Origin of the sequence: Robbsia andropogonis (assembly GCF_034047095.1) — a bacterium.
Taxonomy (GTDB): domain Bacteria; phylum Pseudomonadota; class Gammaproteobacteria; order Burkholderiales; family Burkholderiaceae; genus Robbsia; species Robbsia andropogonis.
The window spans coordinates 1308397-1332856 of the sequence record NZ_CP139170.1 but is presented as its reverse complement, the minus strand read 5'-3'; the positions used below and the strand labels follow the sequence as shown (position 1 = coordinate 1332856).

The 24460-nt window shown below is 62.3% G+C and carries 20 protein-coding genes and 2 pseudogenes; 11 read left to right on the top strand and 11 right to left on the bottom strand.

Annotated elements, in window-relative coordinates; translation table 11 throughout:
- The 3 genes from SJQ66_RS19400 to SJQ66_RS19390 all read right to left on the bottom strand — a co-directional run bounded on the left by SJQ66_RS19400 (window position 1) and on the right by SJQ66_RS19390 (window position 2216).
- A complete protein-coding gene (locus tag SJQ66_RS19400; RefSeq protein ID WP_320535178.1) occupies window positions 1–1020 on the bottom strand; it encodes an aspartate carbamoyltransferase in 1020 nt (339 codons plus the stop codon).
- Window positions 1020–1511: a Holliday junction resolvase RuvX gene (ruvX, locus tag SJQ66_RS19395; RefSeq protein ID WP_320535352.1), complete on the bottom strand. Its 492-nt coding sequence runs from the start codon at window positions 1509–1511 to the stop codon at window positions 1020–1022. The genes SJQ66_RS19400 and ruvX overlap by 1 nt, the downstream gene beginning before the upstream one ends.
- Window positions 1512–1640: 129 nt before the next feature.
- On the bottom strand, window positions 1641–2216 hold the full coding sequence (locus SJQ66_RS19390; RefSeq protein WP_024902814.1) for a YqgE/AlgH family protein: 576 nt from the start codon (window positions 2214–2216) through the stop codon (window positions 1641–1643).
- A gap of 32 nt (window positions 2217–2248) precedes the next feature.
- Here SJQ66_RS19390 and SJQ66_RS19385 point away from each other — a divergent pair, with 32 nt between their 5' ends.
- Window positions 2249–3829 carry a cryptochrome/photolyase family protein gene (locus SJQ66_RS19385; RefSeq protein ID WP_320535177.1) on the top strand — a complete coding sequence of 527 codons (1581 nt, stop codon included), beginning with the start codon at window positions 2249–2251 and terminating at the stop codon, window positions 3827–3829.
- A 178-nt stretch (window positions 3830–4007) separates the two neighbouring features.
- Here the strand turns inward: SJQ66_RS19385 and SJQ66_RS19380 are convergent, their stop codons facing one another.
- Window positions 4008–4178, bottom strand: coding sequence for a rubredoxin (locus tag SJQ66_RS19380; RefSeq protein ID WP_024902812.1), 171 nt, complete (start codon window positions 4176–4178; stop codon window positions 4008–4010).
- Between the two features lie 128 nt (window positions 4179–4306).
- Here SJQ66_RS19380 and SJQ66_RS19375 point away from each other — a divergent pair.
- Window positions 4307–4783, top strand: a pseudogene (locus tag SJQ66_RS19375) (bifunctional hydroxymethylpyrimidine kinase/phosphomethylpyrimidine kinase); the annotation flags it as partial.
- A 63-nt stretch (window positions 4784–4846) separates the two neighbouring features.
- Window positions 4847–5581, top strand: a complete 735-nt coding sequence (locus SJQ66_RS19370; RefSeq protein ID WP_320535351.1) for a bifunctional hydroxymethylpyrimidine kinase/phosphomethylpyrimidine kinase — start codon at window positions 4847–4849, stop codon at window positions 5579–5581.
- Window positions 5582–5814: 233 nt separating this feature from the next.
- Here SJQ66_RS19370 and groL read toward each other — a convergent pair whose 3' ends face one another.
- Together groL and groES are read right to left on the bottom strand one after the other, a co-directional pair.
- A complete protein-coding gene (groL, locus tag SJQ66_RS19365; protein ID WP_024902810.1) occupies window positions 5815–7464 on the bottom strand; it encodes a chaperonin GroEL in 1650 nt (549 codons plus the stop codon).
- Window positions 7465–7653: 189 nt separating this feature from the next.
- A complete protein-coding gene (gene groES, locus SJQ66_RS19360) occupies window positions 7654–7944 on the bottom strand; it encodes a co-chaperone GroES (protein WP_024902809.1) in 291 nt (96 codons plus the stop codon).
- Window positions 7945–8385: 441 nt separating this feature from the next.
- Between groES and SJQ66_RS19355 the strand changes: the two genes are divergently transcribed.
- From SJQ66_RS19355 to SJQ66_RS19340, 4 genes are read left to right on the top strand one after another with little or no spacing between them, the layout of a single operon-like run.
- Window positions 8386–9615, top strand: a complete 1230-nt coding sequence (locus SJQ66_RS19355; RefSeq protein WP_253462813.1) for a porin — start codon at window positions 8386–8388, stop codon at window positions 9613–9615.
- Complete coding sequence (locus SJQ66_RS19350; RefSeq protein ID WP_253462811.1) at window positions 9557–10501, top strand: ABC transporter ATP-binding protein; 945 nt, start codon at window positions 9557–9559, stop codon at window positions 10499–10501. Before SJQ66_RS19355 ends, SJQ66_RS19350 begins: the two co-directional genes overlap by 59 nt.
- Entirely contained in the window at window positions 10498–11511 is a 1014-nt protein-coding gene (locus SJQ66_RS19345) for an ABC transporter substrate-binding protein (RefSeq protein ID WP_024902806.1), read from the top strand. The genes SJQ66_RS19350 and SJQ66_RS19345 overlap by 4 nt, the downstream gene beginning before the upstream one ends.
- Window positions 11508–13265, top strand: coding sequence for an ABC transporter permease (locus SJQ66_RS19340; protein ID WP_253462809.1), 1758 nt, complete (start codon window positions 11508–11510; stop codon window positions 13263–13265). The genes SJQ66_RS19345 and SJQ66_RS19340 overlap by 4 nt, the downstream gene beginning before the upstream one ends.
- A gap of 10 nt (window positions 13266–13275) precedes the next feature.
- Here SJQ66_RS19340 and SJQ66_RS19335 read toward each other — a convergent pair whose 3' ends face one another.
- Window positions 13276–14550, bottom strand: a complete 1275-nt coding sequence (locus SJQ66_RS19335) for a hypothetical protein (protein WP_320535176.1) — start codon at window positions 14548–14550, stop codon at window positions 13276–13278.
- A gap of 405 nt (window positions 14551–14955) precedes the next feature.
- On the opposite strand from SJQ66_RS19335, the gene SJQ66_RS19330 reads away from it, so the two are divergent.
- Window positions 14956–15207, top strand: a complete 252-nt coding sequence (locus SJQ66_RS19330) for a GlsB/YeaQ/YmgE family stress response membrane protein (protein WP_024902803.1) — start codon at window positions 14956–14958, stop codon at window positions 15205–15207.
- A gap of 7 nt (window positions 15208–15214) precedes the next feature.
- Here SJQ66_RS19330 and SJQ66_RS19325 read toward each other — a convergent pair whose 3' ends face one another.
- Complete coding sequence (locus tag SJQ66_RS19325; RefSeq protein ID WP_051504320.1) at window positions 15215–15658, bottom strand: NUDIX hydrolase; 444 nt, start codon at window positions 15656–15658, stop codon at window positions 15215–15217.
- A gap of 314 nt (window positions 15659–15972) precedes the next feature.
- Between SJQ66_RS19325 and SJQ66_RS19320 the strand changes: the two genes are divergently transcribed.
- The 3 genes and pseudogenes from SJQ66_RS19320 (at window position 15973) to SJQ66_RS19310 (ending at window position 18581) form a co-directional block, all read left to right on the top strand.
- Complete coding sequence (locus SJQ66_RS19320) at window positions 15973–16872, top strand: metal ABC transporter solute-binding protein, Zn/Mn family (protein ID WP_390173996.1); 900 nt, start codon at window positions 15973–15975, stop codon at window positions 16870–16872.
- A 25-nt stretch (window positions 16873–16897) separates the two neighbouring features.
- Window positions 16898–17710 (top strand): annotated as a pseudogene (locus SJQ66_RS19315) (metal ABC transporter ATP-binding protein); the annotation flags it as partial.
- The gene (locus SJQ66_RS19310; protein WP_024902799.1) at window positions 17709–18581 is read left to right on the top strand and encodes a metal ABC transporter permease; all 873 of its coding nucleotides are present in this window, start codon (window positions 17709–17711) and stop codon (window positions 18579–18581) included. The pseudogene SJQ66_RS19315 and the gene SJQ66_RS19310, both read left to right, overlap by 2 nt.
- A 43-nt stretch (window positions 18582–18624) precedes the next feature.
- Here SJQ66_RS19310 and fghA read toward each other — a convergent pair whose 3' ends face one another.
- From fghA to SJQ66_RS19295, 3 genes are all read right to left on the bottom strand, one after another.
- Window positions 18625–19494, bottom strand: coding sequence for an S-formylglutathione hydrolase (gene fghA, locus SJQ66_RS19305; RefSeq protein ID WP_024902798.1), 870 nt, complete (start codon window positions 19492–19494; stop codon window positions 18625–18627).
- A gap of 168 nt (window positions 19495–19662) precedes the next feature.
- Complete coding sequence (locus SJQ66_RS19300; protein WP_320535175.1) at window positions 19663–21267, bottom strand: efflux transporter outer membrane subunit; 1605 nt, start codon at window positions 21265–21267, stop codon at window positions 19663–19665.
- Window position 21268: 1 nt separating this feature from the next.
- Window positions 21269–24457: an efflux RND transporter permease subunit gene (locus SJQ66_RS19295; protein WP_024902796.1), complete on the bottom strand. Its 3189-nt coding sequence runs from the start codon at window positions 24455–24457 to the stop codon at window positions 21269–21271.
- Between the last annotated feature and the right edge of the window lie 3 nt (window positions 24458–24460).

The window sequence follows — 24460 nt, the reverse complement described above, 5'->3', positions numbered from 1 at the left end:
CTATCGCCCACTCCCCGGTTCGATCGACGGGACGTCAAGCGAATCGTCGATATGTGACATGCTCTGCCAACCGATGACGCGATGGGCGTTCTCATCAGCGCATCCCGCCAACACCGCGAAAACCGCCATCCAGACCGCTTGGACGACAAGATTCGGCGGCGACGTCAGCGCAAACGCGTCCGCATCGGCATCCGTCCTTTCGTCAAACCGCACATAGGCTGCTGGCGTGACGCCCGCTTCCGCCGGGTACGTGGACAGCACCACCACCGCATCCATATCGGCCAGGCCAATCTCGGGGTCGTCGTACCACATTGCGCCTAACTGCGCGATCGCCTCGAAAGACAGTGCGGTCGGTCCGACAACGCGGATTTCCGGCGCGCCCAAGGTCGTCAAGGCATGCAAAGTCGATCGTGCGACGCCGGACTCGGCAATATCACCAAGAATCGCCACTCGCAGCGACGTCAAAGCCGGCTTGCGTTGCATGATCTCAAGAATATTGCATAGCGCGCGTATCGGGTGCGCATAGCTGCCGTCGCCGGCATTCACAATCTGTTGATGCGCCGCGCAATGGGCGGCGAACAGAAAAGGCGCGCCGTTTTGCGCATGCTGAAGGATCAGATAGCGCGCATCGGTTAGCGCGGGGAGCCAGTCGATCAGGCGGCGCGAATACACGCCCTCGGCCACAACGGCTGGCGGTTGGGACAGCAGCGATGTCGCTACCGCCCCAACGAATCCGGGGCAAAACCGCACGTCGGCACCAAGCGCCAGGGCGGCCGCCACGCAGGCGGCCTGCTCCTCCACATCGACGAACATCGGCGCGACGCAGGACCCGGCAAGCACACCGCGACCGGCATCATCGGTGCCCGGTGCCGGCGAGACGCTTCCTGCTGTCAGATAAACGAGATAGCGCGCAGCCCAGCGCAGCAGATGCTCTAGGTGCCGACGCGGCAAGCCATCCAAGGTCAACAGATGTCGCAGCCGCCCATCCGATCCGGCCTGCGGATGCGACCCCCAACTCATCAGGCGCCGCCCTGGCCGCTGAGATCGACTTGGCTGGTGCCACCGTCGTGCAGATATTGCTGCAGAATCAGGCTGGCCGCGGCGTCATCGATACGTGCCCCTCGACCGCCCCGCACGGCCCCGCCGCCACTTCGTCCACGGCCGCCGCTCCGTCCCGCCTCACGCGCCAATTGCCGTGCTTCGACTGACGTATAACGCTCGTCGACCCACACCACGGGCACATTGAAGCGACCATTCAACTGGTTGCCGAATCGCCGCGCCAGTTGCGTCATTTCATGCGGCGCGCCATCGGGATGCAGCGGCAGACCCACCACGAGGCACGCTGGACGCCACTCCGCAATCACCTTGCCGATTTCAGCAAAACGGTAATCGCGCGACCGATTCTCGATGATCGTGAGCGGTCTCGCACTTCCAGTCAGCGTATTGCCGACAGCCAGGCCAATGCGTTTTTCACCGTAGTCGAAACCGAGCACCACGGCGGCATCCGGCACGAAGGTCGGCGCGTTGGTCGGAACAGCGGCAGGCACTTGCGGTGCTTCGCCGGACCCGCCCGCCCCTGAACCAGCAGCCGCAGTGCCCACCGCGGCATCGGATGCGAACGGTGAAGATGACCCCACCATTCAGGCGTGCCCTGCCTCGCCTGACAGCATCGACAACGAGACGCCGAGCAAGCCGAGCGCCGCTTCCTGCCGCTGCTCGGCGGGTACGTCGAACACGATCGACGGATCAGCGGCCACGGTAAGCCAGCCGTTCTGCGCAATCTCGTTTTCGAGCTGTCCAGCGCCCCACCCGGCGTGACCGAGCGTCAACAGGAACTTTTTCGGTCCCTGGCCGCTCGCAACCGCCTCGAGCACATCCTTCGACGTGGTCATTTCGAGCCCACCCGGTACCGACATCGACGACGTGTACTCGCCACCGGGCTCATGCAGCACGAAGCCACGCTCTGTCTGAACCGGGCCGCCGAAGTACACTGGGAGGGAGGAGAGAGTCGCGCTGTCGAGTTTCAGATCGATCCGGTCGAACAGCGACTTCAAGTCGATGTCGGTGGGTCGATTGATCACGAGACCGAGCGCGCCCTTTTCGCTGTGTTCACAGCAATAAATGACAGTACCCGAAAAATTCGAGTCCACCATGCCCGGCATGGCAATCAGGAATTGGTTTGTCAGGTTGATGCGATCGTCAGAGGACTTGGACATGATGCAAATTTTAGCAATGACACGGTAACGGTATGCCCGAATTCAGTAACGCCCTGGTATGGTTCCGGCGCGACCTGCGTACTCGCGACCAGACAGCACTCTACCATGCAGTGGAAGCTGCGCAGCAGGTCCACTGTGTGTTCGTATTCGACCGGACGATCCTGGACGGCTTACCGCCCCACGATGCCCGTGTCGCTTTTATCCACGACAGCCTGGCGGAATTGCAAGCCAGCCTTCAACGTCACGGCGGCGGTCTCTGGATTGGCGACGGTGATCCCGTGTCCCTGGTACCCGCGCTGGCGCGTCATCTGCGCGTGGACGCGGTATTTCTCAATCACGACTACGAACCTGCCGCCCGCGCCCGCGACGCCCAAGTAGCCAACCGCCTGAATGACGATGATATCGTGCTGCGGACTTTCAAGGATCAGGCCATTTTCGAGAAGAACGAGATCGTCACAGGCGCCGGCAAGCCGTATAGCGTCTATACGCCCTACAAGCGCGCCTGGCTGCAGGCGGCGCAAGGTGACCGCGCCTTCGCCGCACGCCCGTCGGAACGGCATCTCGACCGACTCGCGGCCCCACCGGCGCGTTCACCGAGCTTGCCTGACGTGAAAGGCACGCTGCACCCGCGTCAGTTGCCATCGCTGAAAGCGCTCGGTTTCGGCGCTGCTCAAAGCCCGTTGCCGGCCGGTGAGGACGCCGCGCTGACCTTGCTGGAGCAATTCGAAAGCCGCGTGGGCGACTACCATCGCACACGCGACTTCCCGGCCTTGGCCTCCACCAGCTTGCTGTCGACGCATCTGCGGCACGGCACCGTCTCGGCGCGTGCGCTGGCGCGTACGGCTTATGCCGCCAGCCACGCGGCGCGCGACCGCGAGGGCGCCGAGACCTGGCTGTCAGAGCTCGTCTGGCGCGACTTTTTCTTCCAGATCCTGTATCACCACCCGCGACTCGTCATCGACGATACGGACGATGAATTGGATGAAGACTCGGCAAAAAAGACGCACACGACCCCGCTCCGGATACCCAAACCGGCACGCCATGCCTTTAAACCGGACTATGACCTGATTGCCTGGGAGTCTGGCAAGCAAGCCGACGCCCATTTCGCGGCCTGGTGCGAGGCCCGTACCGGCTACCCGCTAGTGGATGCCGCCATGCGCCAGATCAACCAGACCGGCTTCATGCATAACCGGCTGCGGATGGTCGCGGCGACGTTCCTGATAAAGGACCTGGGCATCGATTGGCGGCGTGGCGAGGCCTACTTCGAGCGACTGCTCAACGACTTCGACCTGTCCGCGAACAACGGCAACTGGCAATGGGCGTCATCCAGCGGATGCGATGCGCAGCCCTACTTCCGCATTTTCAATCCGTTGACGCAATCGGAGAAATTCGACGCCAACGGCGCCTTTATACGAGAATGGGTCCCCGAGCTGGCGGCGCTCGACGACAAATCGATCCATGCCCCATGGCTCGCCAAGCCGGAGATCCTGGCGCGCGCAGGCATCACGCTCGGCAAGGAATATCCGCACCCGCTCGTCGACCATGCCGAAGCGCGGCAGCGCACGCTGGAACGCTATGGCGTGGTAAAGCAACCCGGCACGCACGAGACGTGAGGGTCTGCCACCACACCAGTCATGCCCCGAGCGCGACGCGCGACCCGACGGTGGTATAAGGCATCGATGCCGGATCAACAACCGCTCGCCGGCGCGCCACGCAAAAAGCCGGACCGCGTCGCGCTGACCGGGTCCGGCCACAGGACCGCACGCACCCCGACGGGGCGCGCGGTGCAAATCAGATCTGAACCATCTCGAAATCTTCCTTACGGGCACCGCACTCGGGGCAGGTCCAGTTGATTGGTACGTCGTCCCACTTCGTGCCAGGGGCAATGCCCTCTTCCGGCAAACCCGCTTCCTCGTCGTAAATCCAACCACAAATCAGGCACATCCAACTTTGATATTCCATTCTTTCGATGCGTCGTACGACGATCCGCTACAATGCAAAGCATGATGGTAACGTTTTGCCGCATTGACGGGAAGCCCGACAGGCGTTTCTCTTTCACGCAACTACGTGCCTGCGCAACAATTTGACGCATGATAAGTTCCCCCCCTCCTATTGTTTTAACCTTCGGCATTGCCGATCCCACCGGTGCCACCGGCGTGCATGCCGACCTCGCGACCTTCGCCAGCATGGGCTGCCACGGCGTCAGTGTCCTGACTGGTTACGCAGTCCGTGATTCCCGCGATTGCCTGGGCGTCACCGCCGTCGATCCCGAACATGTCGTCTCGCAAGCCCGGATGTTGCTCGAAGACATGCCGGTTGCCGCGTTCAAGATCGGGGCGACCGTCAGTGCCGAGATCGCCAGCGCGATCGCCGAAGTGGTGGCCGATTACGATACCCTGCCACTGATCCTGCACCCAGACCTGGGCCGCGACGAAAACGGCCATATACTGGCGGATGACCACCTTTGCGCGGCAATCGGTGAGTTACTGGTGCCACAATCGTCGATCGTGGTCGCCGATGCGGCGCTCGCGCGCCAACTGGCCAGCTATGAAGGCTTGGGTGAAAGCGTGATCTATCTGGATGACAGCGACCCATGCGGCGAGGACGATGCGGCACCGTCAGGGGTGGAAATGCATCTCGGCGAACAAACCATCGTGCAACGGGCGCACGGTTTCGGCCAGTTAGCCAGCGAATGGCCGTCCATCCTGCCGACCCCGGCGGGCGCCGGCCTCGATGACCCGACCGGTGACGATGCCGCCACCGCGCAGGCGATTGGCCGAATCATCGACGCCGGCGCGGAATTCCTGGTGCTCTCCGCGGCGCAGGGTAGCGAATACGCACACACGATCTTCAGCGAACGCGGCCGCATCGGCTATCGTCGCTTTGCCGGCGCCGGCCCCGTCGCGGGTCCATGGCAGAGTAAGACGACGCGTGAAGGCCGGGATGCGTTCTCTCCGCCGCATCCCGGCAGCGGCGTTGGATTCAGCGATACGCTGGCCGCCGCGATCGCCGCGCTGCTGGCGAGCGGCTACACGGCGCAGGATGCGATTGCGGAGGCGCAACGCTACCTTGCTCAGGCCATGCGTCACGGCTTCCGCCCTGGCATGGGGGCATGGATGCCTCATCGGTATTTTTGGAGTCTGGGTGCCGGCGCACCGGGACTGCGCGCGCGTCCAGGGGAAAGCGACGAGGCTGGAGGTAATGCCGACCTCGCCGCCGCCGTGGTACAAGGCGACGGTGACGGCACTGACGACACAACGACCGACGCTGATGCGCAAGCGCATGCGGGCAGCGGCGAGATCATCATCTCCGAACGCCGTGTCGCGCCAATCGACGCATGGTCGATGCAGGGTTCACGGCATTGATGGCGTGATAGCCAAGCGCCATGCATGTGCATGCACATGCATGGCCAACCAGAAAGCAAAAACGCGAATGACTCCAAGAAGTCATTCGCGTTTTTTCATGGCGTTGCCGCCATGGACCGCACTGCATTGCAGCGGGACGGTGCCTCAAAGGCGGGACGCTCGCCCCTGATGCAGACCGCGCGGCCGGATCATACCACCCACGCCGCTGCATCAACCCTTCCCGCGAGCAGGACTTACATGTCCATGCCCATGCCACCCATGCCACCCATGCCGCCCGGCATACCGCCAGCCGCCGGCGCGTCATCCTTCGGCAGGTCAACGACAGCGCAATCCGTCATCAGCACCAGGCCAGCCACCGACGCCGCGTTTTGCAACGCGCTACGGGTCACCTTCGTCGGGTCCACGACACCTGCCTCGACCAAGTCTTCGTACTTGCTGGTTGCCGCGTTGTAGCCAACGTTACCGCTTTCCGCCTTCACCGCAGCCACAACCACGCTGGCTTCCTCGCCACCGTTCGAGACGATCTGACGCAGCGGCTCTTCCATCGCGCGCAGCACGATCTTGATGCCTGCGTCCTGGTCGGCATTTGCACCCTTCACTGCCGACACTGCCACCAGTGCGCGAATCAGTGCGGTACCGCCGCCGGGCACGATGCCTTCTTCAACGGCAGCGCGCGTTGCGTGCAGTGCATCTTCCACGCGGGCCTTCTTTTCCTTCATTTCGACTTCGGTCGCCGCGCCAACACGGATCAGCGCAACACCGCCTGCCAGCTTGGCAACGCGTTCTTGCAGCTTTTCACGGTCGTAATCCGACGTGGCTTCCTCGATCTGCGCGCGGATTTGCTTGACGCGTGCTTCGATGTTCACCGATTGGCCTGCGCCGTCGATGATCGTCGTGTTTTCCTTGCCGATTTCGACACGTACGGCATGGCCGAGGTGTTCCAGCGTGGTCTTTTCCAGCGTCAGGCCGGTTTCTTCCGCGATCACTTGACCACCGGTCAGGATCGCGATGTCTTCCAGCATGGCCTTGCGGCGATCGCCAAAGCCCGGCGCCTTGACGGCCACGGTCTTCAGGATGCCGCGGATGCTGTTGACCACCAGCGTTGCCAGGGCTTCGCCTTCGACGTCTTCCGCGATGATCAGCAGCGGACGGCTCGACTTCGCCACTTGCTCCAGCACCGGCAGCAGGTCACGGATGTTCGAGATCTTCTTGTCGAACAGCAGCACGTACGGATTTTCCAGAACGGCAACTTGCTTTTCCGGGTTCGTCACGAAGTACGGCGACAGGTAGCCGCGGTCGAACTGCATCCCTTCGACGACTTCGAGTTCATCTTCCAGCGACTTGCCGTCTTCGACGGTGATCACGCCTTCCTTGCCAACCTTGTCCATCGCCGCGGCGATCTTCTTGCCAACCGATTCATCACTGTTGGCCGAGATCGAACCCACTTGCTCGATTTCCTTGCTGGTCGTGCACGGCTTGCTCAGCTTCTTCAGCTCGGCGACGGCCGCCACAACGGCCAGGTCGATACCGCGCTTCAGGTCCATCGGGTTCAAGCCAGCCACCACAGCCTTCTGGCCTTCGCGCACGATGGCTTGTGCCAGCACCGTTGCCGTCGTCGTACCGTCACCTGCGTTGTCGCTGGTCTTGGAAGCCACTTCCTTGACCATTTGCGCGCCCAGGTTCTGGAAGCGATCCTTCAGCTCGATTTCCTTGGCGACCGAAACACCGTCCTTGGTAACCGTCGGGCCGCCGAAGCTGCGCTCCAGCACCACGAAACGGCCCTTCGGGCCCAGCGTGACCTTTACTGCATTGGCCAGGATGTTGATCCCTTCGACCATCTTCGCGCGCGGCGAATCACCAAAAGCGACTTCTTTAGCTGCCATGTTCTGAAACTCCTAGAATACTTTGTGCATTTGTCGAACAACAGGATGCCGGCACGACGCGGCGCGGGCTCATCACCCCTTTTCGAGGCGTCGGACGCCTCTCGCGCAACCATGCCGGTGCGTCGCACCGCCCACGTCCATCGCCGCTCGAAGGCGGACCGGACGTGAAGAACAGCGCGGAACGCGCCTTTACTTGTTCACGACTGCCATGATGTCTTCTTCACGCATCACCAGCAGCTCTTGACCATCGACCTTGACGGTCTGGCCAGCGTACTTACCGAACAGCACGCGATCACCAACCTTGACGTCGAGCGCATTCTGTACGCCCTTATCATCACGTTTGCCCGGGCCGACAGCCAGGATTTCACCTTGGTCCGGCTTTTCCGCAGCCGAATCCGGCAAAACGATACCCGAAGCCGTCTTGGTTTCTTGGTCGAGACGCTTGACGATGACGCGATCGTGCAAGGGACGCAGGTTCATACACACTCCTTTCAATTCAAAACAGGACATGACCACGAGGTAAATCGCGCGTGGTGCGACGCATCCGCGTCGTCACCCGGTTGACTCCGCGCCACCTGAAACAGGCAGCCGTGGCGGGACAATCACTGCACTTAACGCAGCCCGTCACCGTGTTAATAGCCCCGGAACCCCGCTGGACGGCCTTCTCAGGCCTTTCCCGGCGAACTCCAAGAGAACTGTTAGCACTCTCCGCCAACGAGTGCTAAGTATAGGGGTGAGCTATGGCAATTTCAAGGCAGCAGATGCAATTTCCGGGAAAACCTGACCGAATGGCAGGGCCGCGCAGGCCTTAACACCATAGTCAGGGGCCATGGGCATGCGTCTCCCGCTCTGTCACGCGCCAGTCATCTCGATTTATTACATTGCAAGCTCAATCGAATCCCATAGAGGACCTGAGCTGAAATGAAAACGATCCGCACGCACGCGGAGGGCATCTGCACGCCCGACGCAGCGACCTTCGCTGTTTGCGACGCACCCGTCGCGACCTGCCTTACCGCCAAGGCTTCCATCCGTGCCATGCGCACGACGCTCGCCACCCTCGTTTCCCTAGCGTGTCTTGCCGTTCCCCAAGCCCGTGCCGCATCCAATGTGACGCTGTACGGCATCATCGACTCGGGCGCCGAGTTCCTGACGTCCGCGGCAAGCACCACCACCGGCAGTAAGCAAAACGTCGTACGCGCCACGTCCGGCAATATGTCCGGCTCCCGCTGGGGCATCAAAGGCACCGAAGACCTGGGCGGCGGTACCCAGGCGCTGTTCCTGCTCGAAAACGGCTTCGATGCCACAAGCGGCAAGACACTGCAAGGCAGCCGTGAATTCGGTCGCCTCGCTTACGTGGGCCTGTCGAACAAGACCTACGGCCGCTTCACATTGGGTCGCCAGGGCGGCATTTTCCTGGACTGGGTCAGCAAGTACAACCCGCTCGGCAACGCCGTCTATGCGGTCAAGATGCAGGACCCAATCTTCTCGGACCGCCTCGACAACACCGTGCGCTATGAGAACGCATTTGGCGCATTCCATGTGTTGGCGCAGTATTCGAAAGGGTATGACGACGTAAGCTTCGGCAGCGCCACGCCGGGCGACAATCGCCGGGCGCAGGTGCTCGAAGCGGGTATCGAATACCGCGGCGGCCCTTTCAACGCGGTGCTGGCCTATGACCAGAAGAACGGCGGATCGACCGCGCTCAACGCCGCCACCACGGCGAAGGTCGGTGGCTACGAGGGCAACCTGAATCGCGCGGTCGCCTTGGCCGCCAAATACACGTTCGCTTCCGTTGAAGTGTCAGGCGGCTGGCGTTACCGCGATGGCCGAGCAACGCACCTTACAACGCTGACCACCACCCAGTCGGAAATCTCGAATTTCTACTGGCTAGGTGCCACCTACAGGCTGAACCCGGCCTTGGAACTGGCAGCGACCGCGATGTATCAGGATTTCAAGGATACGAATCGCGATCCGTGGTCGTTCCAGGTCAGCAGCGACTACTTCTTCTCGAAGCGGACCGACGTCTATATCAACGTCGGCTATGTGCTGAACCGGCACGGCTCGAATCTCGGCCTGAACGGCTTCGGGACCGATGTCGTCGCGGGCAGCAACCAGTTCGGGACGATGGTCGGCATCCGGCATCGCTTCTGACATGGCGGCCGGCGATTCACCGTCCGTCTCCACCGCACGTCCTCGCGGCGCCAGTGTGGCGATTCACATCGACCAGCTCAGTCATGCGTTCATACCGGCATCCACCCGCGAAAGCGATAGCGCGTGGGTACTGGACGACCTGACGTTATGTGTTCCCGCCGGCACGACGATGGCGCTGCTGGGTCCATCCGGCTGCGGCAAGAGCACATTGCTCAAACTGTTGGCCGGACTGTTGCGGCCGACCTGCGGGGCGATCCGTTTTGGCGATCGTCTCGTCGCGACAGGCGCAACGCGTGTCGGTGGCGGCATGGTTATCACGCGCGCCGGAGATGCCCCCGTGGCACGGCGCGATGTTCCACGCGACGCATGGATGGCCCCCGAGGACCGTTCCCTTGGCATGGTGTTCCAGGATTATGCGCTGTGGCCACATATGACCGTGGCAGGCAATGTATCTTTTCCATTGGAGATGCGTGGCATCGCTCGTGCCGCGCGCCGGGAACGGGTCAATGAAGCATTGGCGATGGTCGGCCTCGCGCACCTTGCCGATCGTCGCCCGCAGGCGCTGTCTGGCGGTCAACAACAACGCGTCGCCCTGGCCCGCGCGATCGTCGCCGCACCGGACGTGCTGCTGTTCGACGAACCGCTATCGAATCTCGATCGCGATCTGCGCGCCCGCCTGTGCGAAGACATCGGCACGATGTTGCGGCAACTTGGCACCACGGCGGTCTACGTTACCCACGATCCGCAAGAAGCGCATGCGCTGGCTGATCGTATTGCCACCCTCGCACATGGCCGTATCGACTCCATCAATATGGTGCGTCCCGATTCTCCCGTGGAAACACCGGGTGACGTCGAACACGCCCCCCCTTTAAGCTTGCCATCATGACGATCCGTTCCGCGCTGGTTACACTGTTCACCAGCCACGCACTCTTTCCTATTGTGACAATGCTGCTTGCTTCCTCCGCCGCGCCGGCACATGCCGATACACATGCCATTACGGTCTACACCGCCGGCCCCGGCACATTAAGCCGCAAGCTGGCCGTCGGCTTTGAAAAGAAGACTGGGATCAAGGTGGATCTGTTCCAGGCCACCACCGGCAAGGTCATGGCACGGCTGGAAGCCGAGCAGGCCAATCCGCGCGCTGATGTGCTGATTTCCGCGTCGTGGGACGCCGCCCATGATCTCGACGCCCGTGGTTGGCTCGCCCCGTGGCAAACGCCAGGCAGCCATGAAGCCGACGCGGTCCCGGCGCCGTTCAAGACCGCAACGTACGTTGCGCAAGGCATCTCCGCGCTCGGCATCGTCTGGAACAGCCGGAGCGGGACACCGGAACCCAAGGACTGGCGTGACCTGACGCAACCTGCCTTCCATGACAAGGTCACCATGCCGGACCCGGCCCTATCGGGCGCATCGGCTGATTTGCTGCTCGGCTTGCAACGCCGCCTTGGCGACAACGCCTGGCAATTGTTCACGGCGCTGAAACAGAATGGCATGCAGGTATCCGGACCGAATGCGCAGGCGCTGAACCCCGTGTTGCAAGGCGCAAAGGCAGCCGTGTTCGGTGCGGTCGACTACGTCGCTTACGCGGCCGCGGCACAGGGAGAATCGGTCAAGGTGATCTTCCCATCCAGTGGCACCGTGATCGCGCCCCGTCCGATGATGGTCCTGAAATCGTCCACGCATCAGTCCGAAGCACGCGCCTTTATCGACTACGTGTTATCGAAAGAAGGTCAGCAGGCGGTAGGCGATGCCTGGCTGATCCCGGCCCGTACCGACATCCTGCTGAAGCGCGCATCGTTCAACGACCTGCGTCTGCTACCGCAAGACGGCAACGCGGGCCATGACAACCGCATTGATGTGCTCGCACGCTTCAAGACCTTGTTCGGCCAGCCGTGAGCCGCATCGAGCATACGCAGGCGCGTGGCAGCGCCGGTGACGAAAATGATATCCATGATGCAGCGCGCGGTACCCCCCGTGCATGGCAACGTATCGCCGCGAGAATGGTAGGCGCCGCACCTGCATTGTTATGGCTGGTCTTGCTGGTCATTGTGGCGTTGCCGATGGCGTTCATCGTGCTACAGGCGATCTTTCCGTCGCTCGCCGACGGTCGGCTCACGCATCCGTTCGGCGCGTTGCCGTCCACTCTCGGCGCGCTGCAAACCTGGGTCCTGCTCGGCACGACGATACGCCTTGGCGTCACAGTCGCCGTTGCCGCCACGGTGCTCGGTACGGTATTGGGCGCCGTCCGCGGTCTTTTCGCATTGCCATTCGCACGTGTCTGGGACGTGCTGTTCCTGATGCCATTTCTGATACCACCCTATCTTGCCGCGCTCAGTTGGATGCTGTTGCTGCAGCCAGCGGGCTATCTGCAGCAACTGACCGGGCTGCATCCGGGTGACGCCCTGTTTTCGTTCACCGGCATGGTATTCGTGATGACGATGACCACCTTCCCGGTTGTCTATTTCGCCGTTTCGCGTGCCTTCGCGCAGATCGGCGGTCGTCTCGCCGATGTCGCGCGGGTCCACGGCGCATCGCCTTCGCGGGCATTCCGGCATGTCACGCTGCCGTTGGCGCTGCCGGCAATCGCCGCCAGCGCACTACTGGCCTTCACGATGTCCGTGGAAGAGTTCGGCGCACCCGCGGCCCTGGGAGCACGTGCCGGTGTCGGTGTGTTGGTGACGGCGATCGAATCGCGCTTTTCCGACTGGCCGATCGATCTACCCGGTGCCTCGGTGCTGTCGCTGCTGTTGGCGGGATTGGCCATCGGCGCATTCACGCTTCAGCAACGAACGCTGTCCAGGCGAGACGTTTCCGTCGAGAACGGCAAGCCCGTGAGCGTTGCCGTGCGCACGCTCGGGGCATGGCGTTGGCCGGTGACGATCCTCTTCGCGTCATGCGCGGCATGCGCCACCGCGGCGCCGCTCGGCGCGATCCTGGCCACCGCGGTATCGCGTACGCTGTCCGGTGGGTTGCAGTTGTCCAATCTGACGCTGGCCCATTTTGCCATCCTGTTTTCACAAGGGGAAGACGGCTTATCGGCGATCCTCACCAGCGCCGGCCTCGCTGCCGCAACCTCGGTGGTGACCGCGGTATTGGGACTGGCCTGCGCTTGGTATGCCGTACGTTCGACATTGCGCGGTCGCGCGACACTGGATGCCTTGAGCTTGTTGCCGCATGCATTACCCGGCGTGGTAGTGGCGGTCGGATTGATCCTGGCGTGGAATCAACGGTTCTGGCCGGCCACCCCGTACGGCACCTGGTTCATCCTGCTGCTGTCTTATAGCTGCCTGATGCTGCCCTATCCGGTACGGTACGCGGGAACGGCACTCCGGCAATCAGGAGCATCGCTGGAAGCCGCCGCACGCGTGCATGGCGCAACGGCCGCACACGCCGCATGGCGCATCACGCTGCCGTTGGTCGCGCCGTCCTTGGTGGCGGCATCGATGATCGTCTTCGCCATCGCGTCGCGCGAGCTGGTGACATCATTGCTGCTGGCGCCCAGCGGACTGCAGACCGTATCGATCTTTGTCTGGCGACAGTTCGAACAAGGATCGATCGGTGACGGCATGGCCATGGGACTGGTATCGATTCTCGTGTCCGCGGCGCTGTTAAGCCTGGCATCGAGGTTGACGCCGTCGCGCGATGGATGATGTGATGGCGTCACCCATGCACCGCGACCCACTCCGCGATCCGCGCAAAACGTTTGTGCCGAAACGCGCGCGACGCGGCATAGTTCGCATGTTCAATGCGGATCAGGTCAACGGGCGTCAACCCCGCTGCCGATAACATCCAGGCGAACGGGCCATCACGACGCAAAGAAGGGCGCGTCGCGATCGCCGAGAAATAGACCTCGTCCCACCCCGTGGCAATCATGTCGATCTGGTAATAGCTCTCGTCACGAAACGTCCTCGCCAGCCGGCGCGCCGCGGCATCCACCCGTTGCATGACCGCCGCCGACAACGGGACGGCGGTGGCGGCGGGTGCAACGGCCCCGCTATCCCGAGGCTCAGTCACGTACTCCTGCCGCAAGACAATGGGCTCCCGGCCATGAACCGATGCCGGCGCCCCTCGACTGTCCTTGCCACCAGCATTGCCGGACACGTCCTCCGACACGCCACCCTGCCGCGGCCCCGTCAACACGCGCCGGGCCATGGCACCATGCGCGCCGTCGGCGGCCAGCCGCACGCCATCGTTGTGCCTGACGTCGGCACCGGCACAGATCGGCAGCATGGTCCATCTGCCATCACGAAACACGATGCCCACAGAAAGCGGTATGCCACCGACACATTGCTGCACCAGAAAGTGATCGTCATAGGGCGAGATCTCCGCCGCAAAACGGGCGGTCTCGTCCGCGGTCACGAATGGCAGCCCCCGAACCTGGAAACCCGCGCCGGCCGCGTTCGGACGCAGCAGCACCGGTGTCGCGCCGAACCGTTCCCGTGCCGCTTGATAGGCGGCATCAGGATCCCCGATATTGGCGAGCACCGTTGGCACCGTCATCAGCAAGTCGCCCGCCACCTGCTGCACGACCGCCGCCTGCGCGTAGAGATCGAACGCCAAGGCCGCTGTCAGCGTGGAACTCCGGTTGTCGGGGAAATCGAAAAAACGCGCCAATCCTTGAAAGGTGCCGTCTTCGCCGTCCTGTGCCTGCAACAACGAAAACACGATGCTGCCGCCATCGATCAACATGCTCATGCACTCCGAAGCGCTGACAGTGCGGCCCATCCTCAGCAAGTGCGCGGCGACAGGCAGCGTGTCATGCGAGGTGGGGTTTTCCATCCTGATCGTGCCATCGGGCGCTATCAGGATGACGGTGTTCACGACGATATCGGTCGGCGCGGCACAACGCAGGGCCTCTCGAAGATGGTCGTATCCCTGGCACGATGCTCGCCATTCCACGGAACGGCCGCCAAATAAAATCGTTACCGTCGGCATGTGGTTCGCCTCCTCGATACAGGTGATACACGCGCGAACGCGCGGGGTGGTGCACACATGACATGCACCAGTCGATCAGGCGAGCAGATGACGAATGGGCAAGCGGTTTTTCCTGATTCCGTCAAACGGCGCGGCGGACCCTTGAACAATCATTTGCAATGCCTTACTCATTCGTTATCCTTATCAACTTGACATCCTCCTATTGTAGGCAGATCAACGACGCAGGATGAGTACGAAAGTTCGTAAGTCGTATGGGATTTTGCCCTACTACTCGCACCCGGTGGATGGGGACCGGCATGCTTGCACGATGCGATGCAATAGCATCTTGGCGCGAAGACACCGCGCCGGGCGCCAACGCTTATGGCAAGATAGAGAGAACCCTAAATAAGAAGGAGCCGCGACGTCATGTTTTCATTCATTGGTACCGTGATCATCGGCCTGGTTGTCGGTCTGCTCGCCCGTGCATTGAAGCCAGGTGACGACAAGATGGGCATTTTCTGGACGATCATTCTCGGCGTCGCCGGGTCGCTGCTGGCGGGATATGTCGGCCGCGCCTTGCATTGGTACGCACCGGGACAGGGTGCGGGATGGATTGCCTCCATCGTTGGCGCCATCGTGTTGCTGGTCATCTATGGCGTGGTCCGTCGGCGCACCTGAGCGACCATCAGCGTGACGCCAGCCGCGCATAAAGTGCGGTCAACTGCACGTCCTCGCGTAGCACCCGGGACATATTGCGCCCCGTATAGCGGGGCACGTCCCCCAAGGCGATCCACGCGAACGCGTCCATTTCGGGAATCATCGCGCCGTTCCGCCGACTGGGAAACAACGAAGTGCACACGCACGCGGCGACGTCGATAAGGCGGGTGTCGACGCGTTGCGCAAAGAGATGAAGCGATTTATCGCTGCGATAGGCGAACACGCCAAGATCGGTCAGTCCGCCCCCATCCAATACAATTCCCGTCTCCTCGCGCAGCTCGCGCAAGGCGCCCTCCTGAGGCGTTTCCCCCGGATCGGCCATCCCCTTCGGAATGTCCCAATGGTTGGTTTCGGTCGCGTGACATAACAGGATTTCAGAGCGCTCGTTGAGCAACAATACGCCCGCCGACATCGTCTTTCGCACCGCTCCCCCTCGCCTTATCGTTGGATCGCACCGATCGGTGGCATATCGCACAGGCAAAGTCTACGCAACAACGCCGCGCGGCGCCCATTTTGCGCCGAACTCTCAGACAGGGCGAAGCACGGATAAGACCGCAAGGCAGTTATGATATATTATTACACTTACTATCCCCGTCGCCCTGACGCGATGCCCGTCGACCCCGCCTCCGCTCCACAACCATGACGTTGCCGAACTCCACTTCTTCCGTCTGTTCGCGTGCCAAAACGCGCGCGCAGCGTTCCGCCATCCTTTGCACCTTGTTGGGCATGACCGTATGCGCCGCACTGCCGTCGCGCAGTGCCGTTGCCGCACCGGCCGCGCCGCTTACGGCGTCGACGGACGCCGGCACCCACACGCCGGCCGCGCCGCTGCGAGTCGTGGCGGCGGAGAACTTTTACGGCAACCTGGTACGGTCGCTCGGCGGCACCCATGTTCGGGTGGATAGTATTCTGTCGAATCCGAATCAGGACCCGCACAGCTTCGAGGCGAGCCCGGCGGTGGCCCGCGCCTTGTCGTCGGCCGATCTCGTCGTCTACAACGGCATCGACTACGATCCATGGATGCAGAAGCTCCTGTCAGCGTCACCGCGCGCCGCGCGCCAGTCGATCGTCGCGGCCGATCTGCTGGGCAAGCAAGCAGGCGATAATCCACACCTTTGGTACGACCCCGCCACGATGCCCGCCGTCGCGAAGGCAATCACCGCCTACCTGCAAGCGCATGACGCCACGCATGCGGCGGAGTACGCGCAACGCCTGCAACAGACGCTCGATGCCCAGCAAGCCATCGCCACGAAGGTTGCGGCAATGCGGGCCAAGTACGCAGGCATCAAGGTCAGCGCGACCGAGCCGGTCTTCGGCTATATGGCGCAAGCCGTGGGTCTCGACATGCAGGATCAGCATTTCCAACTTGCGGTGATGAACGAAACAGAGCCGGCCGCCAGCGATGTGGCGCGTTTCGAACAAGGGTTGAAATCGAAGCAGACCAAGGTGTTGCTCTACAATGCGCAGACGTCCGACCAGATGAGCCGTCGCCTGTTGCAGGTGGCGAAGCAGGCCGGCGTACCGGTGGTGCCGGTCACGGAGACCGAACCGCCCGGCGTCAGCTATGTGCAGTGGATGCTGAATCAATTAAACGCGTTGGACAATGCGCTGAAACACGCGCCGTGATATGGAAGCAGGACACAGCGTCGGCGTGCCGGCGATAGGCATCGATCATCTGAGCATCACCCTGGCGGGCAGGCGCGTCCTCGACGACGTGTCGTTGTCGATCGCACCAGGAGAATTTATCGGCGTGCTCGGCCCGAACGGCGCCGGCAAGACGACGTTGATGCGTGCCCTGCTCGGCCTGGTTCCCGCCACGTCGGGCAGCATCGCATTGTTCGGAAAGCCGGTGGCGGCAGGATTATCCAGCATTGGTTACATGCCGCAGGTCCGGGCCATGCAGGCGGCCCAACGCATCTCCGGGCGGGACTTCGTGGCCTGTGTCGTCGAAGGCCAACGGTGGGGCTGGCCTTCCCCGGCCGCGCTTTTCGGGCGCGGACGCCATGCCGACGCGCAGCGTCAAGCGGTGGACGAGGCGCTGGACATCGTCGGCGCGCGCCAATTGGCCGACCGTGCGATCGGCGATATGTCGGGCGGCGAGCGGCAACGCCTGCTGCTGGCGCAATGCCTGATCGGCAAGCCGCGCATCCTGTTGCTGGACGAACCGTTGATCAGCCTCGATCCGCATCGGCAGCAATCGGTTGTCGATCTCGTCACCGATGTCACCCGGTCACTGGGCATCACGACGCTATTCACCGCGCACGAACTGAATCCGCTACTCGGCGCCATCGATCGCGTGCTCTACCTCGGCAACGGCGGGGCCGCGCTGGGCACGGTCGAGGACGTGATCACGGCGCCTATCCTCAGTCGCCTGTACGGCGCCCCCATCGACGTGCTGCGACTCAATGGCCGCATTTTCGTGATGTCAGGCAGTCAGTTGATGGAAAAGGACGTGCATCACCATGCTTGAGTTTGATTTCATGCGCCATGCCTTCGCGGCAGCGGGAATCGTCGCGGTGGTGGCGGGCGTGGTCGGTTACTTTCTCGTACTGCGGGGCCAGACCTTCGCCGGGCACGCGCTCGCGCACGTCGGCTTCACAGGTGCCACCGGCGCCGTCCTGCTCGGGCTGTCACCGCTCACGGGCATCGTTGGCTTTACGCTGCTGGCTGGCGTGGGAATGGGCGCGCTGGGCGAAAAGCTGTCGGGACGGGATGTCGCCATCGGTACTATTCTGGCGCTCTCGCTTGGAACCGGCATGCTGTTCATGCGGTTTTTCTCATCGTACGCTGGCCAGGTCACCGCACTATTGTTCGGCAATGTGCTCGGCGTCGACGACCGGACCTTACTGGCCCTCGCCTTGCTCGGCGTAGTGACCTTGGCCGCACTGGCCATGATCTCACGTCGACTGGTTTTCGCGACGCTGCAACCGGAACTGGCGGAAGCCAAGGGCGTCTCGTTGCGGGGGATGTCGATGCTGTTTCTCGGCATCGTCGCGCTGGCCACCGCGCTGGCAACGCAGATCGTCGGCGTTTTGCTGATCTTCACGCTGATGGTGAGTCCCGCAGCGGCGGCACAGTTGTTGACGGCCCGCCTGGGCCGAGGCATTGCATTGGCGACGGTGCTGGCGCTCGCGAGCGCCTGGGCCGGGATCACGTTGGCCTACTACACGGACTGGCCGACCAGCTTCTGGATCACGACGCTCAGCGGCATGATGTACCTGGGCAGCGTGTTGATCGCCAAAGTGCGAGACGCCCGCGCCGCCGTTAGTCCGGCGACTGAAGGCGGGGCGCATGCGCACGTGCCAGGCGCGGATGCCCACCATCACACGCATTGATTCGTGCACCATACCCGGACGCCACTCCTTCGCCCGTCGCCCGCTACAGTAGCGCGGCGTGATGCGCGACATGGTCGCCGATGAACGACGCGATGAAGTAATAGCCGTGGTCGTATCCGGGCTGCCGACGCAGCGTCAAGGCCTGGCCTCCGACACTGCAGGCGCGCTCGAAGCGCTCCGGTAACAACTGTCCATCCATCAGAAACTTGTCCGATAGCCCCTGATCGATCAGGATTGGTGCGTCGTTCGCGCTACGCTTGCCCTGCTCGATCAGCGCGGTGGCGTCATACGCGGCCCAGGCGGCGCGATCGTCGCCGAGATAACCCTTGAAGGCTTTTTCACCCCATGCACAATGACTGGGTGCCGCAATGGGTGCAAAGGCCGAAATCGATCGAAATCGTTCCGGGTTCCGCAAACCCAGCACCAGGGCGCCGTGACCACCCATCGAATGTCCCATGATCCCGAAACGCGCCGGATCCACCGGGAGTTCCGCAGTCACCAACGCCGTCAGTTCCTCGACGATATACCGGTACATCTGGTAGTGCGATGCCCACGGGGCCACGGTGGCATTCAGATAGAAACCCGCTCCAACACCGAAGTCCCACGCATCACTCTCCCCCGGCAGGTTCGCGCCACGAGGACTCGTATCCGGTGCGATCAACGCCAGCCCATGATGCGCCGCGTATTGTTGCGCGGCAGCCTTGGTCGGGAACGTTTCCTCGGTGCATGTCAGCCCCGCGAGATAGAACAAGGCCGGGACCTTATCACCGCGGACCGCCCCGTCGGTATCGATCCCGGCCACCGAAGGCGGCAAAAAGACGGAGAAGCGCATCGGCAGACCAATCGCGGCGGCATCGTGTTCGTAGAAGCGCTGGACGCCGCCAAAAGCGCGGTGTTGCGAAAGCAGTTTCATCGTCATCAGGGACCTCGTTTTCTTGCACGCCAGAAAGCAAAACAGCCCGTCCCACTTGCGTGACACGGGCTGAAGAACCATTGCGGATCGGAGGTGCCAGGCACATCGGCATCGGGGATGCCGCCAGCGAGGCGCCGTAAACCGCGCCGATATCGCGCTGGTGTTATCTTACTTCGCGTTGGGCTGACCTTGCTTGGCATCCGCTTGCTTCAGCGGGTTACCGTACCTGTCGACGCCCCAATCCGGATCGACATCGGCATCACGTGGTGTGTCACCCGTATGCGCCAACCAGCCGCCGCCCAGGTACTGATACAGCTGCACCAGATTGGTTTCACGGGCTTGCTGGGCGCTGACCAAGGTCTGCTGCGCCGTGTACAGGTCCGTTTGCGCGGTCAGCACATCCAGATAGCTGTCGGTGCCGCTCTTGTAGCGCAGATTCGACAGGTCCAGCCGGGTCTGCTGCGACGCGACATACCGTTGCAACGCGTCGATCTGCTGGTCATACGTGCCGCGCGCTGCCAAACCGTCCGAGACTTCCTGGAACGCCGTCTGGATCGCCTTCTCGTAATTGGCGACCGCAATGTTTTTCTCGGCCTCCGAGTAACGCAAGTTCGCCCGATTCTCGCCACCCGAGAAAATCGGCAACGAGATCTGCGGGCCCCAGCTCCAGTACGCCTGGCCTGGCTTCAGCAAACGGCCAAGCGAGGCGCTCGCCGCGCCGGCGGAACCGGTCAACGAGATTTGCGGGAAGAATGCCGCACGCGCCGCGCCGATATTGGCATTCTGCGACAACAGCTTGTTCTCGGCTTCGACGATGTCCGGACGACGTGTCAGCAGGTCCGATGGCAACCCGGCCGGGATATCGGCGATGATACCCTGCTTGTCGAGCGGCAACGGGTCCGGCAGGTCCGTCGGCAACGGCGCGCCAACCAGCAATTGCAGTTGGTTCAACGCTTGCGCCTTCGACCGCATCTGCGACTGCAGATTGGCCTGCGCTTGATCGACAACGCCTTCCGATTGCTTCAGGTCCAGCGCGCTGCCCACGCCATTGTCGAATTGCAGCTTCGAGATCCGATACGATTCACCGGCCGTCTTCAACGTGTTCTGCGTCACCACCAACTGCGCGTCATACGCCCGTACCGTCAGATATTGCACGGCCACTTGCGAGATCAGCGAAATCTCGGTCGCCTTGCGCGCCTGCGCCGTGGCGAAGTACGTCTGCAGCGACGCATTGCTCAGACTGCGAATGCGGCCGAAGAAATCCAGTTCCCACTGCGCGCTGCCGAGCGCTTGATACGTGCCGCTCACGGTCGGCTGGCGGACGTACGTCAAATCCGCTGGCGTCCGCGTACGCGTACCGCTCCCGGTGGCGCTCAGCGTCGGGAACAGCGAGGCACGCTCGACGCGATATTGCTCACGCGCCGCCGCCACGTTCAACGCCGCCACGCGCAAGTCGCGGTTGTTCTTCAGCGCCATCCCGATCAACACCTTCAGTTGCGGGTCCGTGAAGAACTCGTTCCAACCGAGATCCGCGGCGGGAACCTGCGTCGCCGACTGTGACGTCGGCTGCGTGTCATACGCGTCACCGGTGGGATAGCCCGACGGCACGGGCGCGGCAGGCTGATGATACTTAGGCGTCAGGTTACAGGCGCCGAGTACCGCGACCGCCAGCACCGACACGACGGACGCCGGCCAGCGCCGCGCGCCACGCGAGGCGCGTCCGGCGCGCGCATCCACCGCCGACTGCCCCGCCCACGATTGTTGTTTCTTCATATCAGTGTTCATCCTTACGGTCGATCGGCTCGGCCTTGCGGTTGTCGACATCGTGCGTGCCGCCGCTCGTACCCGCCGCGCGATGCACCTTTTCATGCTCGGAGAACCGCCCTGCGATCACCACGTAGAACATCGGCACCAGCGGCACGGCCAGGAAGATCGCCGTCAACATCCCGCCAATCACGCCCGTACCGATCGAGTGCTGGCTCCCGGAACCGGCCCCGCTACTGATGGCCAGCGGCAACACGCCCAGGATGAAGGCCATCGACGTCATCACGATCGGTCGGACCCGCAGGCGCACGGCTTCGATGGCTGCATCGACAATGCTCATACCCTCTTCATGCAGATCCTTCGCGAACTCGACGATTAGAATCGCGTTCTTCGCCGCCAGACCCACGGTGGTCAACAACCCTACCTGGAAGTACACATCACTTTCCAGGCCACGTAGCGTCGTGGCGATCAGCGCCCCGAGGATACCGAGCGGCACCACCAGGATCACCGAGAACGGAATCGACCAGCTCTCATACAATGCCGCCAGACACAGGAACACGATCAGCACGGACAGTGCATACAGCATCGGTGCCTGCGAACCGGACGCCTTCTCCTGGAACGACAGACCGGTCCATTGGTAGCCGATTCCCGTAGGCAGCTTCGCGGCGAGCTTCTCCATTTCCGCCATGGCCTGACCCGAGCTGTAGCCTGGTGCGGCTTCACCCTGGATTTCGACCGCCGAGACGCCGTTGTACCGTTCAAGCTTCTGCGGACCATACGTCCAGTGCCCCGCCGCAAACGACGAGAACGGCACCATCGTTCCCGCGGTGTTGCGGACATACCAGGCATTGATGTCTTCCGGATTCATTCGGAACGGCGCCGCGCCCTGCAGGTAGACCTTCTTCACCCGACCATGATCGATAAAGTCGTTGACGTACGAGGACGCCCACGCGATCGACAACGTCTGGTCGATGTCCGACAGCGACAGACCTAACGCGCTGGCCTTGTCCTTGTCGATGTCCACCTTGTAGGCCGGTGCGTCGTCGAGACCGTTCGGACGTACGCGCGTCAGGATCGGACTCTGGCTCGCCATGCCCAGCAACTGATTACGCGCGGCGATCAATGCCGTGTGCCCCAACGCCGCCTGGTCGACGAGTTCGAAGTCGAAGCCCGCGCCGGTCCCCAGTTCCGGAATCGACGGCGGGTTGATCGGGAAGATCATCGCGTCCTTCACTTGCGAGAAGTGCATGAACGAGCGGCCAATCAATGCCTGGATCGATTGATTTGCGGTCTTGCGATCACTCCAGTCACGTAAGCGAACGAAGGCGAGACCCGAGTTCTGGCCCCGACCGGCGAAGCTGAAGCCGTTGACGGTGAACACCGATTCGACAGTGTCTTTTTCGTTCTTCAGGTAGTAATCCGACACTTGCTTCAGTACGCCTTCCGTACGCTCCTGCGTGGAGCCCGGCGGCGTCTGGATGATCACGAACATCGAGCCCTGGTCTTCTTCCGGCAGGAACGATGTCGGCAACTTCCAGAACAGCAGGCCGACCACGGCGCAGATCAACGCGTACAGGACGAAATAGAAACCCGAACGGCGGATGATGTGCTTGACGCCGACGATCGTGCCGTCACGGCTACGGTTGAAGTTGCGGTTGAACCAGCCGAAGAACCCGGTCTTCTTTTCATGATCCTTCTTCACCGGCTTGAGAATCGTGGCGCACAGCGCCGGCGTCAGGATCAATGCCACCAGGACGGACAGGCCCATCGCGGAGACAATCGTCAGCGAGAACTGCCGATAAATCGCGCCCACGGACCCGGACGAGAACGCCATCGGCACGAACACCGCGGCCAACACCAGCGCCACGCCCACCAACGCGCCGGTGATCTGATCCATTGCCTTGCGCGTGGCCTCTTTCGGTCCAAGGCCTTCCTCGGCCATCACCCGCTCGACGTTCTCCACCACCACGATCGCATCATCGACGAGCAGACCAATGGCCAGCACCATCCCGAACATCGAGAGCGTATTGATCGAGAACCCCACCGCCTGCATGATCGCGAACGTGCCCAACAGCACCACCGGCACCGCGATCGTCGGAATGATCGTGGCGCGGATGTTTTGCAGGAACAGGTACATGACCAGAAACACCAGGACGATACCTTCCAGCAGGGTCTTGACGACTTCCTCGATCGACAGCTTCACGAACGGCGTGGTGTCGTAGGGATACTTGACCACCATCCCGTGCGGGAAGTACGCCGACAGCTCCTGCACGCGGTCACGCACTGCCTGCGCCGTATCCAGGGCATTTGCACCGGTGGCGAGCTGAATACCAAAGCCAGCGGTCGGCTGACCGTTGTACTTCGTGTTGAAGTTGTAGTTTTCCGAACCGAGGCCAATCGTCGCGACGTCGCCCAGACGCACCGTCGCACCATTAGTCGAGGTCTTCAGGATAATGTCGCGGAACTGCTGCGGCGTTTGCAGACGGACACTTTCCGTGATGGCCGCGGTCAATTGCTGACCCGGGACCGACGGCGTACCGCCGAGCTGGCCGGAAGCAATCTGTACGTTCTGATTGGTCAGCGCCGTCTTCACGTCAACCGGCGTCAGCCCGAAACTGTTCAACTTGTTCGGGTCCAGCCAGATCCGCATCGAATACTGCGAGCCGAACAACTGCACCTGGCCCACCCCGTTCACACGGCTGACCGGGTCCTGAATGTTCGACGCGACGTAGTTCGTCAAGTCGGTCTTGTTCATCGACCCGTCTTCGGACACGAAGGCCATCACCAGCAAGAAGCTGCTGCTGGACTTCACGACCTTGATACCCTGTTGCTGCACTTCCTGCGGCAGCAACGGCGTTGCCAGGGACAGCTTATTCTGTACCTGGACCTGCGCGATGTCCGGGTTCGTACCAGCCGCAAAGGTCAATGTGATGGTGGCGCTACCGGAGTTGTCGCTCGTCGACGACATGTACAGCAGATTGTCGATACCGTTCATCTGCTGCTCGATGACCTGGGTCACCGTGTCTTCGACCGTCTGCGCGGACGCGCCCGGATAGGTCACCGACAATTGCACCGCGGGCGGTGCGATGGTCGGGTATTGCGAGATTGGCAACCGCATGATGGAGATGATCCCCGCGATCATCAACACGATTGCGATCACCCACGCAAAGATGGGGCGATCGATAAAAAACTTTGCCATATT